Origin of the sequence: Paenibacillus thalictri (genome assembly GCF_004307995.1) — a bacterium.
Lineage (GTDB): Bacteria > Bacillota > Bacilli > Paenibacillales > NBRC-103111 > Paenibacillus_AF > Paenibacillus_AF thalictri.
This window is the reverse complement of record NZ_SIRE01000016.1, coordinates 135376-152232: the sequence shown is the minus strand read 5'-3', so window position 1 is coordinate 152232 and position 16857 is coordinate 135376. Positions and strand designations below refer to the sequence as shown.

Genomic DNA, 16857 nt, shown 5'->3' with positions numbered 1-16857 from the left:
GGGAGAGGGTCAATAATAAAGAAGGTTTTATAGATGAATGCCAAAAAACGGCTGCAAGCCAGTCTGCTGGTGCTGATCGGCGCGGCGTCCTACGGGATGTTGTCCACGTTCGTCAAACTTGCTTATGCGCAAGGGTTTACGGCTTCGGAGGTAACGGCCAGCCAAGTGTTTTTTGGGGCTGTCGTGATGTGGCTGATCTGCTTGCCTTTCTGGAAACAGATCAGACGGATTCCGTTTCGTATTGCGCTTAAGCTGATGGGCAGCGGATTTTTCACCGGGATTTGCGGGGTGTTTTATTATTACTCCTTGCAGACGCTGGACGCTTCATTTGCCGTGTTGCTATTGTTTCAATTCACCTGGATGGGGCTGCTTGTCGATATGCTGCTGGGGGGAAAAATGCCCGGCAAATTTCAGCTGCTCTCCGTTCTGATCGTGCTTGCGGGCACGCTGCTTGCTTCAGGGGTGCTCCAGGGCGGCATCAGCCGCATCAGCCCTTCGGGAATCGGACTCGGGCTGCTTGCCGCCGCGAGTTATACGATGTTTATTTTTTTCAGCGGCAAGGTGGCGACGGAAGTGCCTGCCGTGATCCGCAGCGCATGGATGCTGACAGGCGCGCTTGCCATCGTGCTGGCGATGAATACGCCGCAGTTTTTGTGGAACGGCTCGCTGCCCGGAGGACTGTGGTTCTGGGCGATACTGCTCAGCCTGTTCGGCATGATTATTCCTCCGTATATGTTCGCCAAAGGCGCGCCGTATCTGGACACCGGCGTGTCGGCGTTAATCGGGGCGGTGGAGCTGCCGGTCGTCATTTTATGCTCCAATCTACTGCTAGGCGAACATACGGGGATCGTCAAATGGCTTGGAGTCGCCTTGATCTTCTGCGGTGTCGGCATCTCCGGGCTCAAAAGCAAAAGCAAGCCGGAACCTGCAAGTTAACTGCAAACGCATGTACAAAGCAAGTTATAGCAAATGGCCTGGCGGGAGCTTTTCCGCTAGGTTCTTTTTGTTTCCGTCTCTTGGGGATTGAGGGGGCAACCCGATCCTGCTAGAATAAAGCCTGAAGCGCATGCTTGCGTAATGAGCTTTTATTGTAAAGCTTTGAGGGAGGAAGCGCATGTCCGTATTCAGCAAATTTTTTATTAAAAAAAGCAGCGTGCAGCAAAAAATGCTGATCTCGTTTTTATGCCTGGCGGTTTTGCCGCTTGGCTTATTCGGTTATATTTCGCTGACGATTACGAAACGGACGATCGAACAGCAGGCCGGCGAAGCCAAGCTTACCTCGCTTGGACAAATATCGCAAAAGCTGGAGATTATGGCCTCCGACCTGACAGCGATTTCAAACATTTATTTTTCCAATGAGGATTTGCGTTCTTTGCTGCTCAGTCCCGTCGGCAATCAGGCGTATCAGGAACGGGCCAAAAGCCAATTTCTGACCAAGCTGATCGTCACTTACCGGTATGCGTATACGTGGCTGGAATATTACACGTCGATTTTTGGATTCAACGGATTTGAATTGCATACCTTTTATAACGCCAGCAAAATTGGCGTCGATGCGATCAAAAGCGAGCCGTGGTATCCAGAAGCGCTGCAGAAAAACGGGAGCATCCTCTGGGCATCGGATCCTTCCGCCAAGCTGCTGCCGACGATCAATGAAGATCATTATGTTTCGGTGATGCGGCTTTTGAAGGACTTCGAGAACGATAAGGCGTTGGGACTGCTGATGATCAACGTTGGCGAAAGTTTTTTGTACAAGCAATACGCCAGCGCGACACAGCAGGATGAACGCATGCTGCTGCTTGATGACAAGGGCATTATTATTTCGGCGGCGGACAAAAGTCAGCTTGGCATGAGCATGGAGGACCAGCCTTATTTTAAAGAGCTGGTCGGCGAGAACGCGGCGGGGCATTTCAGCGTGAAGGAAAACGGCAGGCCGATGCTGGTCACTTACCACAAGGTGGAAAGCACCGGCTGGACGATCGTTTGTTATACACCGCTGGATACGCTGCTCAAAAACATCGATCGTGCCGAGTGGTACACGCTGGCGGTTTTTGCTTTTCTGCTGCTGCTGTCGGTGGCCGTTTCCTATGTTATCGCCCGCCGGCTTTCCATTCCGATCCGCAAGCTGTTTAACAGCATGAAACGGGTGGAGATGGGTGATCTCACCGTGCGTTCGATGGTGAAAGGCAACGACGAAATCGGGGAGCTTGCGCAAAATTTCAACCGGATGGTCGGCCGGATCGAAGCGCTGCGGGACCAGGTCATCGAGGAACAGGAGTTGAAACGGAGAACGGAGCTGCAAAACTTGCAATCGCAGATCAACACGCATTTTCTGTACAATACGCTTGCTTCCATCCGCTCGATGCTGATCACCGAGCCTTGGGAGAAGGTCGATTCCGTTATCGTTTCTTTGGTCAAGCTGTTGAAAAAAACGCTGTCCGCGGAAAGCGAATATATCGCCATTGCCGAAGAAGTGGAAAATTTGCGCAATTACGTGCATATTCAAGAGGCCCGGCAATATGAGAAGCTGCATGTCGAATTCGATATCGACGAGCAGATTTATCCGTACAGCACGTTAAAGCTGCTGCTGCAGCCGCTTGTGGAAAATGCGATTTTTCACGGTATTGAACCTAAGCAGGGTCCGGGAACGATCGTGATCAAAGGCTGGATGCAGGAAGGCCGCATCCATTTTCTCATCGCGGACGATGGCATCGGCTTCCCGGCCGTTCCGCCTTCAGCACCGGAAGGCGGGCTGCAGCTGGCGGAATCGCCCGCAACCGCAGGGACGTTGTCACCGGCGGATGCTGCGCAGGGGCCGAAGGCTCCCGGCGTGCCGGTAACGGAGCAGTTCGTGCCGGAGGGGCACGATGCGATCTTGAAGGCGCAGTTGGAAGCACCCGCCGGGGGAATGGGTCTGCGCAATGTGCTGAACCGGATGCGGCTGCATTTTGGCGAAGCGGCGGCATTGGAACTTCGGCGCAGACCGGGCGGGGGCACGGAAGCCCACTTGGTCTGGCCCGTATTTATTCGAGCGGAGGAGCTGAAACACACATGAATGTGCTCATTGTCGATGATGAAACGCAAATCCGGCGCTGGCTTGATGTGCTGCTCCGCAAAACGGATTTGCCGCTCGATATTGTCGCTTCTTGCGGCAATGGCCGGGAAGCGCTTGAAATATGCCGGCAGCAGCCGGTGGATATTGTCATTACGGACATTAAAATGCCTTTAATGGATGGCATCGATTTGATCCGCGCGTTAAAAGACGAGGCCCCGCACATCCGGACGGTTATCTTGAGTTCATACAGCGAGTTTCATTACGCTTCGGAAGCGCTAAAGGCCGGGGCGAGAGATTATTTGCTGAAAGCGGAAATTACCGTGGACGGATTAAAAAACGTGATCGGGAAAGTAGCGGCCGAGCTGGAGCAGGAGCAGACGCGGGTGCAGGAAGTGCACGAGCTGAAAAGCACGCTGAATTCGCACCAATACGCGCTTCGTTCGCTGTATTTTAACGAGCTGCTGCGCGGCAAAACGTTGGATGAGCAGGAGTTTGGACAGAAGATGGAGACGTTTCGCTTGCGTCTGAAGCCCAAACATATCGTGCTGATGCTGATTAGGCTGGATTCCGCCTTGGAAGAAGAGACAAACGCCAAAATCCGCGATATCGGACTGCTGGATTCCGCGGTACTTAACATTGTCGATGAAACGCTGCAAAGCGAAGTCGGCTGCGGGGGCTGTTTTGTTTGCGAAAGCGGGTTTTATGCGGCGCTGTTCAACACGCGGCCGACCGGCGAGCGTTCGCTGCGGGAATCCGTTCAGCTCTACGCACATAGGATCGTATCGCATTTGCAGACGTATCTGGGCATTTCCGTTTCCGTTGGCATCAGCCTTCCGGCGATGGATGCGGCTTCGCTGCCTCGGCAGTTTGAGGAAGCCGGCGAAGCGCTGAACCGCAAGCAATTTTACGGGAACAAGGCGATTGCGTTGTACCAGGATGAGCAGGGCGCGGCCCGGACCGAGACGGTGCAGTGGCGGGATACGCTTGGCGAGCTGTCGCTGCTGCTCGACCGGGGGCAGTTTATTCCGGCGATGCAATGCGTGGATGCTTTTCTTCAAGAAGCGGAACGGAAGAAGTGGCTTTCCGGCAAAGAGATGCGGGCGTTTGCGCTGGAAGCCGTCTTTCTTGTGCAGAGAGCGCGCAGAACGCTGAAGGGGGCGTCCGATTCTCCTTCCGTTCAAGAGCGGGATACGCCGCATGACGAAATCGCCGAACAAACGTCTTTCCGGCAGATCAAGGAATGGCTGCTGGCCAAGGTGAAGGCGGGGTTAACCGAAGCGGAAGCGGCAAGGCACCCATACAGCGAGGCCATCCGCAAAGTATGCAGCTACGTGCAAAGCGAATATGCCAGCGACATCTCATTGCAAAATGCCGCCGATTCGGTACATCTGAACAAGACGTATTTAAGCGAATTGTTTAAAAAAGAAACGGGAGTCAGCTTCAACGATTATGTGACGCAAGTCCGTATCGACCGCGCACAAGCAATGATCCGCTCGGGCGAGACCAAGATGGGAATGCTGGCGGAGCAGGTCGGCTACCCGGACGGAAGTTATTTTACGAAAGTGTTCAAAAAAATGACCGGCATGACGCCGCTTGAGTATAAGCAAAGTCACGGTGTCAAAAACTAAGCTTATCTGACGGAAAATCCCTGTTCAATGACCGATTGAGCAGGGAATTTGTTTTTCATACGAAGATAAGACCAAATGACCCGAACATTTGACCAAAAAAAATGCGGCGGTCTTTTTATAATGAAATCAACGGCGGCAATTGGCCGACACAGTTTATAAAGCGGGGGGTAACACCATGAACAATTTGAAAAAAGTGACAATGGGCGCGGTAGCAGTCAGCTTGGCAGCTTCGATGGCCGCATGCGGCGACGCCGGCACCGGCGGGTCCGGAGGCAAAGAAGCGGCAGCGCCGGGAAATGCCGGGGCGGATGCGGCCAAAAGCGGCAAACAGGTAGAAATTACGTTTGCGAACTGGATTTCCGTTGAGGACGGCACCAAAGAAGCATACAACCAATTGATTGCCGACTTTGAGAAGAAAAATCCGAATATCAAGGTGAAATCGATCGGCATTCCGTTTGCTCAGTTTAAGGATCAGGTGCTGGTCAGCTCCGCCGGCGGCAACCCGCCCGATGTTTCGATGTCCAATCAGAATTTTACGCCGGCATTTGCCGGGGCAAAGGTTGCCGAACCGCTGGAAAGCCTGCTTGGTCAGGATATGATCGGCGATATCGTTGACGGCAGCAAAGCTGGTGTCACAATCAACGGCAAGGTGATGGCGATGCCGTGGGCTCCGCACCCCAGCGCGTTGTTCTGGAACAAAAATTTGTTCAAGAAAGCCGGTCTTGATCCGGAGCAGCCGCCTAAGACGTGGGACGACATGGTCGCCGCCGCGAAAAAAATCGCCGCTCTCGGCAAAGACGAGAAAGGCAACCCGATTTACGGCATCGGCGAAAACGGAGCCTCCGATTCGTATACGGGCAACATGCTGCTGAGGCTTGCTTACACCTACGGCGGCAAGTTTGTCGATGACAAAGGCGCGATCGTGTACGACCAAGGCACGGGGCTGAAAGATTCGCTCAACTATTTGAAAGATGCGATTAACAACAAAATTTCTCCAAAAGGCGCGATGATGAAGGATTTGCGCCCGATGTTCGCCAACAATGCGCTTGGCATGCTGATTGACGGGGATTTCGGCAGAACGAATTTCCGCTCGATGAGCGGCAAAGGCGAAGCTTTCGATAAGGAATGGGGCGTCACGATTGTGCCGGCAGGCAAATCGGGCCGCAGCGAAACGGTATTTACCGAACATCAGCTTGTGGTGACAAGCGGCAGCAAACATAAAGCAGAAGCCGCCGAGTTCGTTAAATACTTGGTGTCCAAAGATGCAATGGCCATCTACCATAAGCTGAACGGGGTTATGTCCTCCCGCAAATCGATTGCCGCTCTGCCGGAAATGAATGAAGACGCTTATGCCAAAGTGTTCAACGAACAGATGAAAACCGCTTCCCCGATGCCGTCGGCGAATCCGAAATTCGATAACGCCATGCAGGTGTCCACGGATATGATCGTAATGGTGACGGAAGGCGGCAAAAGTCCGGACGAAGCGATCTCCACCGTCATTCCGAAAATTAAAGAACTGTATAAATAGGCGCGTTGGGCGGGACCGCCGTTTTGTTCAAACATCTTTGTTGTTCTGAGGTGAAACTATGCATTTAAGATTATCACGTCAACATAAAAACGTGCTGTTTGCGGCGGTTCTCATGCTGCCGGCCGTGCTGCTTCTCGCCTTGACGATTATAAGCCCGCTTATCAAATCGGTCATGATGAGTTTTACCAATTATTCGCTGCTTAATCAGGACACCAGCTGGAACTCCTTCGCCAACTATACGGCGCTGCTGAAATCAGCGGATTTCTACCATTCGTTAAAAGTGACCGGGGTGTACGTGGTTATCACGGTTATTGCGGATTTGTTTATCGGCATGATTTTGGCGCTGCTGCTCAATCAGAATATCCGCTTTCGGGCTTTTTTTAGAAGTGTGGTTATGATTCCGTGGGCGATTCCGACGATTGTCACGGCACTTATCTTTTTGTGGATTTATCAAGCCGACTACGGCGTGCTTAACTATACGCTGCTGCATACGGGCATCATTTCCGGCAACATCAACTGGCTGCAAAGCGTTAACTTTGCTTTGCCGTCGATAATCGTCGTTGCCGTTTTCCGGCAGTGCCCGCTCGTAGCGGTTATGCTGCTGGCCGGTCTGCAAAATATTTCGGCAAGCTTGTACGAAGCCGCCAAAATCGACGGAGCAAGCGGCTGGAAGCTGTTTACGGGCGTTACCCTGCCGCTGGTCAAACCGGTTATCTCCAGTGTTACCTTAATTATGATTGTAAATAATTTCCAGATGTTTACATTATTCTTCACGCTGACGAACGGCGGGCCGGCCGGTTCAACGACTTCGCTGGCCATATTAACTTATCTAACCGCATTTTCCAAATATGAGATGGGCAAAGGCTCGGCGATCGGGGTTATCTGGCTTGTGCTGCTGTTCGCATTTTCCGTCATATTTACCCGGATTATGAACCGGGAAGACCATTAAGGGGGGGAGTCGCTTGAATACGGTAAATACGGCGCTGCCTGTCAAATCCCGATTGTCCGAGGCCAAAGCGCGCCGCAAAAAGGGCTGGGTTCCTTATCTGCTATTGGGCATCATTTTGTTTTTCCTGCTGTTCCCGGTCTACTGGATATTAGTCACCTCGCTGCACAACAACAGCGAGCTGATGCAGCTGCCGCCGAAATGGTTCCCGCTGCATGCGACCTTGGCCAGTTATGCGGATATTTTAAAATCGCCGGTATTTTTGACCTTTTATAAAAATACGCTGCTGGTCGCGGCGGGAGCGACGTTCTTATGCATCTTCGTTTCGATATTCGCCGGTTATGCGTTATCGCGTTTCCGCTTCAAAGGAAGCAACCTGCTGACGCTGCTGTTTTTGTCGGCGCAAATGTTTCCGACCGTGACTTTGGTTATCGGGTTGTACTCGCAATATCAAACGCTGCACTTGTTGAACACATTATACGTGCTGATATTGGCATCCACTTCGGCTTCGCTGCCGTTTAGCATTATGCTGATGCGCACATTTTTCAACGGGATTTCCCGGGAGCTGGAGGAAGCTGCGGAAATTGACGGCGCATCCCGCTTTAAGACGTTGTTTATGATTATCGTTCCATTGTCGAAGCCGGGTATTATGGCGATTGGCATCTATACGTTCCTGATTGCTTGGGACGACTTCTTATTTGGGATGACGCTGGTCAGCGACATCGGCAAACGGACATTAAGCCCCGGTTTATCGCTGACTTATCTGGGCGAATATTCCGCCAACTGGTCGGGTGCCACGGCTGCTGCGGCTGCCGCTACGATACCGCTGCTGATCGCCTTTATGTTCTTGCAGCGTTATATGGTGGAAGGACTGACGGCAGGCGGCGTGAAAGAATAATTTTTGCTATCGGAGGTTCCAATGAATACAACAGAAAATCGGCAGCCGAACGTTATCGTATTTTTTACCGATCAGCAGAGATGGGATACTTCCGGTCTGCACGGCAACCCGCTTGGCTTAATGCCAAACTTTGATCGCACGGCCTTGCGTGGCACGCACCTGACCCGTTCGTTCACCTGCCAGCCGGTATGCGGACCCGCCCGCTCTTGCTTGCAGACCGGCAAATACGCCACAACGACGGGCTGTTTTGTCAACGGCATTCCGCTGCCCGAAGGAACAAAGACGCTGGCCCATCATTTTAAGGAAGCGGGTTACCGCACGGGGTATATCGGCAAGTGGCACCTAGCTAAAGAGGAGCCGGTGTCGGAGCCGAAGCGCGGAGGTTATGAGCACTGGCTGGCGGCGGATGTGCTGGAGTTCAGTTCCGATTCTTACGATACGGTCGTCTATAACAATGATAATCAGGCAGTCAAGCTGCCGGGATACCGCGTTGATGCGATGACCGATGCGGCGATCCGTTACATTGACGAACATCAGCAAGATCCGTTTTATTTGTTCATATCGTTTCTGGAGCCGCATCATCAAAACCACCTTGACGATTATCCGGCGCCGGACGGCTATCGCGAGCGGTATACGGGAGGCTGGATTCCCCCGGATCTCGCAGCGCTCGGCGGTTCGACTTATCAGCATATCGCCGGTTATTACGGAATGGTCAAACGTTTGGACGAAGCGTTCGGACGTATGCTGGATGCGCTGAAGTCGCTGCATCTGGACGAAAATACGATTATTTTGTTCACATCCGATCACGGCTGCCATTTTAAAACAAGAAACGCCGAATACAAACGTTCCGCTCACGATGCTTCCATACGTGTCCCTACTTTACTGGCCGGCCCTGGATTTCAGGGAGGCCGCCAAGTGCAGGAGCTTGTCAGCCTGATTGATCTCCCTCCAACCTTGCTGGATGCGGCGGGAATTTCCGTACCCGAGGACATGCAAGGACGGTCGCTGATGCCTTTGCTGAGAGGGGAAGAGAAGCACTGGCCGGAGGAGACGTTCGTGCAGATCAGCGAATCCGATGTGTCGCGTGCGGTCCGCACCCAACGCTGGAAATACGTGGTGACCGCACCGGACAAGGATAGCTTTACAGATGCGGGATCATCACATTATGTGGAGTCCCACTTGTATGATCTGCAATCCGATCCGTATGAGCTGAACAATCTGATCGGTATTGAATCCCATCATGAAGTAGCGCAAGTGATGAGGGAAAGATTGCTGAGACGGATGGGTGAGGCCGGCGAAAGTCTGCCCGTCATCGAGCCGGCTGCCTCGCTGCCTGCGGGCCAGCGCAAAGTATCACGCGCTGAGGCGTTGAGCTGAGCCGCCTTTTGACAACAACCTGACGGATTTATTTCCGTCAGGTTTGTTTTTTCCCAGATTTAATTCCGGCCTATATGATACAAAACATGGCGAGACAGCGGACTGTCTTTCTCCACTCGCGGATGGTCGAACGTTTTCACAAAACTCATGCCGACTTTCATCATGACGCGCTCCGAAGGCCGGTTGACAACCGCCGTAAAGCTGTAAACCTCGTCAAACCCCAACGTATCCAATCCGTACCGCAAGCAAGCGGCCGCTCCTTCGGTTGCATATCCTTGACCCCAGGCTTCTTTTCTCAGACGCCAGCCTATTTCGGTACACGGTGTGAAGTCCGATTCAAAGGTGGCTCTATGAAAACCTATAAATCCTATGAATTGCTGTGTTTCCTTCACTTCCGCGGCATACAACCCAAAGCCGCATTCGTCAAACTCAGACAAAATCGAGCGATAAAACGTTTCGGTTTCTTCGGCGGTTAATCGTTTAGGGAAATATCTCATCACGTCTTCATCCTGGTTGAGCCGTATGAATGGCTCGACATCCGTTTCCATCCAATCGCGCAGCCGCAATCTCGGCGTTTCTACATAGATCATGATATACCTCCCCATATATTGTGCTGACCGGATGGTTCATCCTGTACCCATTCTTTTATTCGAGACCACGGGTTCGCTTTCCTTGTTTATTAGCATCTTCCGATAGCTTATCCCCATTCTACAGCTAATATCGCACAAAAACGGTTGTCCGTGCGGCCACCTTGTATGTCCAAAGTGAGCGTTATATTATGGGAGCCGCCATTGAGGTACAAACGCCTATAAAATGGGCGTTTGCATTAGTAACAAAAGCGGAGGTACGCCCATAAATTGAAATCATGCAGATAACCCAAATCACGGAGGTTAACCCAATGACAAATGATTTCAAAAATGAGCTTCAACAGCTTAATGTTTCAGATTTGCAAACAAGCCAACTGGCGGCTTGGAATCAAGCTGGCCAGTACGTAGCGGATCCGTATCAAGCGGCACAATATCCGTTTGATCCGACTCGGCAATGTGTCGGTTTTTGCGTAATCGGCCTTTGTATCGGTCCCTGCGTGGGCCCTTGTGTTGGCCCTTGCGCCGGTTTTTGCGGCGGCCCATGTGCCGGTCCTTGCGCCGGACGCTGCGGCGGCCCCTGCGCAGGTCCATGTGCAGGACGTTGCGCGGGTCCATGCGCAGGCCCTTGTGCGGGACGTTGTGCCGGTCCGTGCGCAGGCCACCGCTGCCGTTAAGCCGAAACGCTTCGGCGGGCTGAAGGCAACTTGTTTCACCCCTGTTCAGCAATGGGCTGACAGGGGTTTTTGCCATTCGAGCGGGTATGACATGAAGGACAAATCGTTGTACATATGATGATGATAGCGGCTTTGCAGCAAATGAATCATTTCAGGTAAGGAGGAGAGAGATGGCACCGCTCAGTTCGACTGCACGTCCTAAAATAAAGGGAGACACGTTTTATTTGCCGCTTCCGGGCGACGGCGTATATTTTCGCAATAATACGGGCACTTTCCGCATGGAAGGGGAGATGGTCAACCGCTGGATTGAAAAACTCATCCCCATGTTTAACGGGGAATATACGCTGGCCGATTTGACCGACGGGTTGCCTGATTTGTATCGGGATCGGGTGTATGAAATTGCGGAACAACTCCATCAAAAAGGGGTTGTCCGGGATGCCAGCCAAGATAGCACTCATCGGCTGCCGGAGGAAATTGTCCGGAAGTATGGGGGACAAATCGCCTTTTTGGACAGTTTTGGCGGCTCCGGTGCGTACCGGTTTCAGTCTTACCGGCAAATGAACGTATTGGCCGTCGGTTCGGGTTCTATATTCACGGCGCTTGTATCTGCGCTGCTGGAGTCCGGTTTGCCTCGAATCCGTACGCGGATTACGGACTCGGTGCCGACCAACCGGCGGCGGCTCGCCGAATTGGCGGAACAAGCGCGTGAGTCCGATCCCGAGGTCGCTCTCGAAGAGATTGCGGCCTCACAAGCAAGCGGCGATGATTGGCGCACGATGGTACAGCCGGTTCAAGCGGTTTTGTACGTCAGCGAAAATGGGGATTTGCAGGAACTTCGGCAGCTGCATGCCATTTGCAGACAGGAGAACAAGCTGCTTATCCCTGCCATATGTGTTCATCAGACAGGGCTGATCGGCCCCATACTGCAAGCGGAAACGGAAACCGATTGGGAGTCGGCTTGGCGGCGCATCCATCGTTCTGCGGTTGAAAAAGATCCCAAGAGCCACGTTTACTCGTCTACGGCGGGAGCCATGCTTGCCAACGTAGCTGTATTCGAGTTGTTTAAGACGGTGACGGATACCCGTGAACCGGCGCTGAACAACGCGGTTTTCTTGCTTGATTTGGAAACGTTGGAAGGAACGTGGCACTCCGTTCTTGCACATCCGCAGCTTGACCGTCGGGAGAGCGCAGCAGCGAAGACGGAGTGGACCGCCGATGTGGATTCGATCCTGGAGAGGGACTCGGCAATAGGAACCGCCAACGGGTTGTTTCCTTACTTTGGACGGATGACTTCACCGCTGACGGGGGTTTTTCATCTTTGGGAGGAGGGGAGCCTGCTGCAGCTTCCGCTCTCGCAGTGCCGCGTTCAAGCCGCAGACCCGTTATCGGGCGGGCCCGCAGAACTGCTGCCGGACATCGTTTGCAGCGGACTGACGCATGAGGAAGCGCGCCGGGAAGCGGGACTGGCCGGACTTGAAGCATATGTGTCGCGATGGGCTGATGTGGTCTTGAAGCTGGACCAACTGCAAGCCCGGGGTCATCCTATCGGTATCGGCGCGGGAGAAACGGCTGCGGAAGGAATTGCCAGAGCACTTCAGTCATGTCTTTATAAAAAGTTTGTTGAACGGCAAACCGTTCGCCGGCCGCTGATCGTCAGGGTTCAGCTCGGGCAAACGGATGATGAACGATGCCGCTATTATATGCAGGCGTTAACCGTGATGCGTGGCGCACCGGTTATCGGTCTCGGAGAGGACGTGTGCGGATTCCCGGTCATATGGGTTGGCGTGGGCGACCGCTGGTATGGAAGTGTCGGCCTGAACAGGACATTGGCGCTGCGCCGCTCGCTGCAAGGGGCATTGCTGAGGGCGCAAAACGCCGCCGATTGCCAAGGGACGAATGCGCTGGAGGTTTCGTCCATTTTGTTGGAGAAAACAGCCCCGTTGGGGCTTACCATTCCTTCAGTGGATGTGACGGATCAAAAAACGCTCGTAACGGCTTCGCGGGAAATTTTGCAAAGGAACGGCATGCAGGTTTACGCAGCGGATTTGGCGGTAGAGCCATTTTTGCAAGAGACGGTTAAAGGCGTGTTCGGTGTCCAACTGCGAGAGGGGGGATCCCGGTGAACGCGGCCGTAGCTGTGATTGGGGAAAGCGATCTTGCAGACCGGGTGTGCGCAGAACTGTCCGGTTTATGCCGGATCATCCGTTGCGCCGATTTCAAACAAGACATGCCGGAAGCGACGGATTTGGCTCTTGTGTTACACGATGCGTGGCATCCTTCCGTTCATCGCGAAGCAGAAGATGTGCTGCAATCGGCGGGTATTCCCTGGCTGCGCGGGTTCGTGGCGTTCGGCGAAGGGGTGCTTGGGCCGTTGGTTCGCCCCGGTATGCCGGGATGCTCCCGATGTGCCGACATGCGGCATTTGATCGCCGGGCGTGACCGCAGAGAGATATGGGGGCTGCAGCAGCAGCTCGCCGAAACCGGCGGAATCCGGCGTGACGTATGGGCTTCGCGCTCGGGGCTGGCGTATATGGCCCTTTTGCTGGCGGCAGAATCTCAGAAGCTGCTGCAGGGAGAACGTTCGCGCCTGGAAGAAAACATGATATTCATCGATATGAAGACATTAAGCGGCGCAAGCCACTGTTTCCTGCCCGATCCGCAATGTCCGGTTTGCGGCCGATTGCCGGCGGATTCTGCGGAAGGAGCCCGGATTGTTCTGCAGCCGAGCCCGAAGCTGGGCGGAGGCAGCTACCGCAGCCGTTCGCTGAAGGACTTGAGGGACCCTTTGCTCAAAGACTACTTGGACTACAAGACTGGTTTTTTGAACAGTAAAATGTTCGATCTTGTTTCGCCTTTTGCCGACGTCAACGTTAATCTTCCGATGTTTGCGCTGGACGAGGCGGCGGCCGGGCGCACGCATTCCTATGCGGAAAGCGAACTGACGGCGATGATGGAAGGGCTTGAAAGATACTGCGGCATGGCGCCCCGGGGCAAAAGGACGGTCGTCATGGACAGTTATCGCAATCTGCTGAACCGCAGCATAAATCCGGCCGACCGAAGTATGGACACCTTCGTTCTGAATCCAGCCTCCGTAGGGTTATATACAAAAGAGCAGTATGAGCGGCCCGGCTTCCCATATCCGCCGTTTGATCCGGACCTGCCCATGGAATGGGTCTGGGGTTATTCGTTTATGCGGGAAGCGCCCGTGTTGGTTCCGCAAATACTTGCCTACTACAACGCGGGCAGCACAAACGGATTTGTGTATGAGACGTCCAATGGATGCGCTTTGGGAGGCAGTTTGGAGGAAGCTATTTTTTACGGCATGATGGAGGTTGTGGAGCGGGATTCCTTCTTGCTTACTTGGTATGCGAAGCTTCCGCTCCCGCGTCTGGATTTGGCTTCCTCGGGTGATACGGAGCTTGAACTGATGGTAAACCGGCTGCAGACGGTGGCGGGATACGACACGTATGTCTACAACGCCACGATGGAAAACGGGATTCCTAGCGTATGGGTGATCGCGAAAAACAAAAAGCCAAGCGATCGTCTTCATCTCATTTGTGCCGCAGGAGCGCACCCCGACCCGGTTAAGGCGGTCAAAGGCGCGCTTCACGAATTATCCGGTATGATGCTGACGCTGGACGAGAAATTCGCTGCGGGACGTGAGCTTTACGAAAGAATGGTTCATGAGCCGTCGCTGGTGCGGGAGATGGAAGATCACTCCATGCTGTACGGTTTGCCGCAGATGGAGGAACGGCTGCAGTTTTTATTGGATGAAAACCGGCCTCTGCGGACGTTTGCCGAGCAATTTAAGCCTGCGCCGGGACATTCCGATTTGACCGACGATTTAAAAGAGATGCTGAAGACGTTTCGGCGGCTTCAACTTGACGTCATTGTGGTGGATCAAACAACGCCGGAGCTCAGACGAAACGGGCTGAGCTGCGTTAAGGTGCTGATTCCCGGGATGCTGCCGATGAGTTTTGGGTATGATCTCACTCGTTTGACCGGACTGAATCGAGTGCTTACGGTGCCGGCGCAGCTCGGATATGCCGAAAGGCCGCTGCGCAAGGAGCAGTTGAATCCGCATCCGCATCCATTTCCATAACCCAAGCCGGGAGGCGAATCGAACCGATGAATCCGCAAGATTTTATACGAAGTCTGCATTCGGATGCCTCCGAGTCGCGGGGTCCCCTAGAAGAAATCGACTGGGAAGATGCGCCGCTCAAATATAAGCTGTATCGAAACTTGCCTGTGATTCCGCTATCGCCGGAAGTGCCGCTGACGCTTAAAGATCGGAAACCGCCGAGCAAACCGAACTTGGCTGAAATCGGACATTTTCTCTGGTACGTATATGGGCTGGGCCGGGTAAGCCACTCGGTTCCTGGTGCCGGCTATCCCGGCGCGTTGAGTCCTATGCAAATGTATAGGAGGTTTGTTCCGTCCGGCGGCGGATTATATCCTAGTGAACTGTACATTTATTTGAAGCTGGACGAAGCTCCGTCCGGCGTATATCATTACGATGCGGCGCATCACCGTCTGATATTGCTGCGGGAAGGCAACTTTGATGATTATGTGGCCCGCGCGTTAGGTGACCGTTGTGACGTTTCGAGGTGCTACGGTGCGGTATTTGTAACGACAATGTTCTGGAAAAATTTTTTCAAATACAAAAACTTCGCTTACCGGCTGCAAGGGCTGGATGCCGGCGTGTTGATCGGCCAGCTGCTTGAAACGGCGAACCGGTTCGGATCGAGTCCGGGGGTATATTATCAATTTCTCGATCAAGCGATGAACCGGCTGTTGGGGGTATCCGAACACGAGGAGAGCGTTTATGCGGTGATTCCGCTGGCGGATAAACCGGATATCGAGTGGTTTGGCGGCAGTCGGGCCGAAACGCGGATGTTCTCCGCCGACCAGCTGTGCCGGGAGCTGCCGGATATACGGCATGAGCATTATATGAAGTCGCGAAAAGTCAAGGAATACCCGATGCTGCTCCGAATGAACGAAGCGTCCGCGCTGGAATCGCCGTCATCGTTCCGAACGTCCGTCGAAGCCGTGAATTGCCGCGACAGCGGTTTGCGGGCGGTTTATTTGCCTGCGGTGGGCCGATTGCCGTACGATCTGGCGGAGGTTTGCCGGCAGCGGTATTCGCCGGAAACGGAATACGTGCTGGGGCGTGTAACCGCAGAGCAATTGGCTGCACTGCTGCAGGAGGTTGCGGCTTCTTTTGCTTACCGCAACGATCTGGATGGAAGGGACGTACGCCCCGAACCACGCGTATCGATTCACGTTTGTTTGTACCATGTGGAGGGAATACCGGATGGCGCTTACCGCTATGACTTCACAACCCATGCTTTACGGCCTGAGCGTCCCGGCGATCACCGGCTGCAGCTGCAGCAAGCGATGCTGCTGCACAACGTTAATTTGTTCCAAGTGCCGATCAGCCTGCATATCGCCTGCGACAATCGCTATCTTACATCTGTTCTGGGTCCTCGGGGGTACCGCATCCAACAGATGGAAGCGGGGATCCTCGTACAGCGGATTTTGCTGGCGGCGTCCGCTTCCGGAATGGGGGGCCGGCCGCTGCTTGGCTTTCAAACGAGCCGCTGCGATGAAATTTACGGCCTGGGCGAGCTGGGCCAAACCGCGCTCATCCAAATTCCGATAGGCCCGCATGGGAAACGGACCTGCCTCGAAGGAGGACTTCACAGCTAAAGCATCTAGGAGTTTGTAGTAGGTAACCATACTTACACTTATTGCGGGAAAGGATCAGCTCCTTTCCCTTCATACACCTCATGTATCGGACAACCCCTTGAGTAACGGTAGTACCGGTAGCAAGGTATAAAAGAAACCCGCTCGGAGCGATAACGCTCCGGCAGTCTTTCAATGCATCTTCATCTTCAGGCGGGGGTGTTCCCGCTTTGTTTTGTTGTGTCGATTGTTTGTTTACTCTGTTTGTTTTGTTCTATTTTGAATGTTTTATTCCTTTACTCCGTAGCTACGCTGAGGGATGGGTACGGGGTGAAGAAGCGAAGCGTCCGCTTTTAATTTCTTGTCCCAGCCACTCTTTTTTATTTAAAGGGACAAGAAATTAATTGGCGGTCGGAATCCCGAACCCATCCCGCCCCCCAAGAAATTAATTGGCGGTCGGAATCCCGAACCCATCCCGCCCC

At 53.5% G+C, this 16857-nt stretch carries 12 protein-coding genes; 10 read left to right on the top strand and 2 right to left on the bottom strand.

The features are described 5' to 3' along the window. The first annotated feature begins 33 nt into the window (after nucleotides 1-33). From EYB31_RS22280 to EYB31_RS22250, 7 genes are all read left to right on the top strand, one after another. Nucleotides 34-936, top strand: a complete 903-nt coding sequence (locus EYB31_RS22280) for an EamA family transporter (protein ID WP_131015627.1) — start codon at nucleotides 34-36, stop codon at nucleotides 934-936. Between the two features lie 178 nt (nucleotides 937-1114). Then, complete coding sequence (locus EYB31_RS22275) at nucleotides 1115-3052, top strand: sensor histidine kinase (protein WP_131015626.1); 1938 nt, start codon at nucleotides 1115-1117, stop codon at nucleotides 3050-3052. After that, nucleotides 3049-4680: a response regulator gene (locus EYB31_RS22270; protein ID WP_131015625.1), complete on the top strand. Its 1632-nt coding sequence runs from the start codon at nucleotides 3049-3051 to the stop codon at nucleotides 4678-4680. Before EYB31_RS22275 ends, EYB31_RS22270 begins: the two co-directional genes overlap by 4 nt. A gap of 175 nt (nucleotides 4681-4855) precedes the next feature. Beyond that, the gene (locus tag EYB31_RS22265; RefSeq protein ID WP_131015624.1) at nucleotides 4856-6208 is read left to right on the top strand and encodes an ABC transporter substrate-binding protein; all 1353 of its coding nucleotides are present in this window, start codon (nucleotides 4856-4858) and stop codon (nucleotides 6206-6208) included. A gap of 58 nt (nucleotides 6209-6266) precedes the next feature. Continuing rightward, complete coding sequence (locus EYB31_RS22260; RefSeq protein WP_131015623.1) at nucleotides 6267-7157, top strand: carbohydrate ABC transporter permease; 891 nt, start codon at nucleotides 6267-6269, stop codon at nucleotides 7155-7157. Nucleotides 7158-7170: 13 nt separating this feature from the next. Continuing rightward, complete coding sequence (locus EYB31_RS22255) at nucleotides 7171-8052, top strand: carbohydrate ABC transporter permease (protein WP_206105481.1); 882 nt, start codon at nucleotides 7171-7173, stop codon at nucleotides 8050-8052. Nucleotides 8053-8073: 21 nt separating this feature from the next. Continuing rightward, nucleotides 8074-9429: a sulfatase family protein gene (locus tag EYB31_RS22250; RefSeq protein ID WP_131015622.1), complete on the top strand. Its 1356-nt coding sequence runs from the start codon at nucleotides 8074-8076 to the stop codon at nucleotides 9427-9429. Nucleotides 9430-9488: 59 nt separating this feature from the next. Here the strand turns inward: EYB31_RS22250 and EYB31_RS22245 are convergent, their stop codons facing one another. Next, complete coding sequence (locus tag EYB31_RS22245) at nucleotides 9489-10019, bottom strand: GNAT family N-acetyltransferase (protein WP_131015621.1); 531 nt, start codon at nucleotides 10017-10019, stop codon at nucleotides 9489-9491. A gap of 342 nt (nucleotides 10020-10361) precedes the next feature. Further along, on the bottom strand, nucleotides 10362-10766 hold the full coding sequence (locus EYB31_RS40585; protein ID WP_170318258.1) for a hypothetical protein: 405 nt from the start codon (nucleotides 10764-10766) through the stop codon (nucleotides 10362-10364). 94 nt (nucleotides 10767-10860) lie between these two features. Here EYB31_RS40585 and EYB31_RS22235 point away from each other — a divergent pair, with 94 nt between their 5' ends. The 3 genes from EYB31_RS22235 to EYB31_RS22225 are packed head-to-tail and all read left to right on the top strand — an operon-like array spanning nucleotide 10861 to nucleotide 16399. Beyond that, nucleotides 10861-12813, top strand: a complete 1953-nt coding sequence (locus tag EYB31_RS22235) for a putative thiazole-containing bacteriocin maturation protein (RefSeq protein WP_131015619.1) — start codon at nucleotides 10861-10863, stop codon at nucleotides 12811-12813. Then, complete coding sequence (locus EYB31_RS22230) at nucleotides 12810-14792, top strand: TOMM precursor leader peptide-binding protein (protein ID WP_131015618.1); 1983 nt, start codon at nucleotides 12810-12812, stop codon at nucleotides 14790-14792. Before EYB31_RS22235 ends, EYB31_RS22230 begins: the two co-directional genes overlap by 4 nt. Before the next feature lie 26 nt (nucleotides 14793-14818). Further along, a complete protein-coding gene (locus EYB31_RS22225) occupies nucleotides 14819-16399 on the top strand; it encodes a SagB family peptide dehydrogenase (RefSeq protein ID WP_131015617.1) in 1581 nt (526 codons plus the stop codon). Nucleotides 16400-16857 lie beyond the last annotated feature (458 nt).

Coding starts and splice junctions, on each gene's coding strand:
- EYB31_RS22280 (WP_131015627.1), top strand. CDS start 34: ATGAATGCCAAAAAACGGCTGCAAGCCAGTCTGCTGGTGCTGATCGGC.
- EYB31_RS22275 (WP_131015626.1), top strand. CDS start 1,115: ATGTCCGTATTCAGCAAATTTTTTATTAAAAAAAGCAGCGTGCAGCAA.
- EYB31_RS22270 (WP_131015625.1), top strand. CDS start 3,049: ATGAATGTGCTCATTGTCGATGATGAAACGCAAATCCGGCGCTGGCTT.
- EYB31_RS22265 (WP_131015624.1), top strand. CDS start 4,856: ATGAACAATTTGAAAAAAGTGACAATGGGCGCGGTAGCAGTCAGCTTG.
- EYB31_RS22260 (WP_131015623.1), top strand. CDS start 6,267: ATGCATTTAAGATTATCACGTCAACATAAAAACGTGCTGTTTGCGGCG.
- EYB31_RS22250 (WP_131015622.1), top strand. CDS start 8,074: ATGAATACAACAGAAAATCGGCAGCCGAACGTTATCGTATTTTTTACC.
- EYB31_RS22245 (WP_131015621.1), bottom strand. CDS start 10,019: ATGATCTATGTAGAAACGCCGAGATTGCGGCTGCGCGATTGGATGGAA.
- EYB31_RS40585 (WP_170318258.1), bottom strand. CDS start 10,766: ATGGCAAAAACCCCTGTCAGCCCATTGCTGAACAGGGGTGAAACAAGT.
- EYB31_RS22235 (WP_131015619.1), top strand. CDS start 10,861: ATGGCACCGCTCAGTTCGACTGCACGTCCTAAAATAAAGGGAGACACG.
- EYB31_RS22225 (WP_131015617.1), top strand. CDS start 14,819: ATGAATCCGCAAGATTTTATACGAAGTCTGCATTCGGATGCCTCCGAG.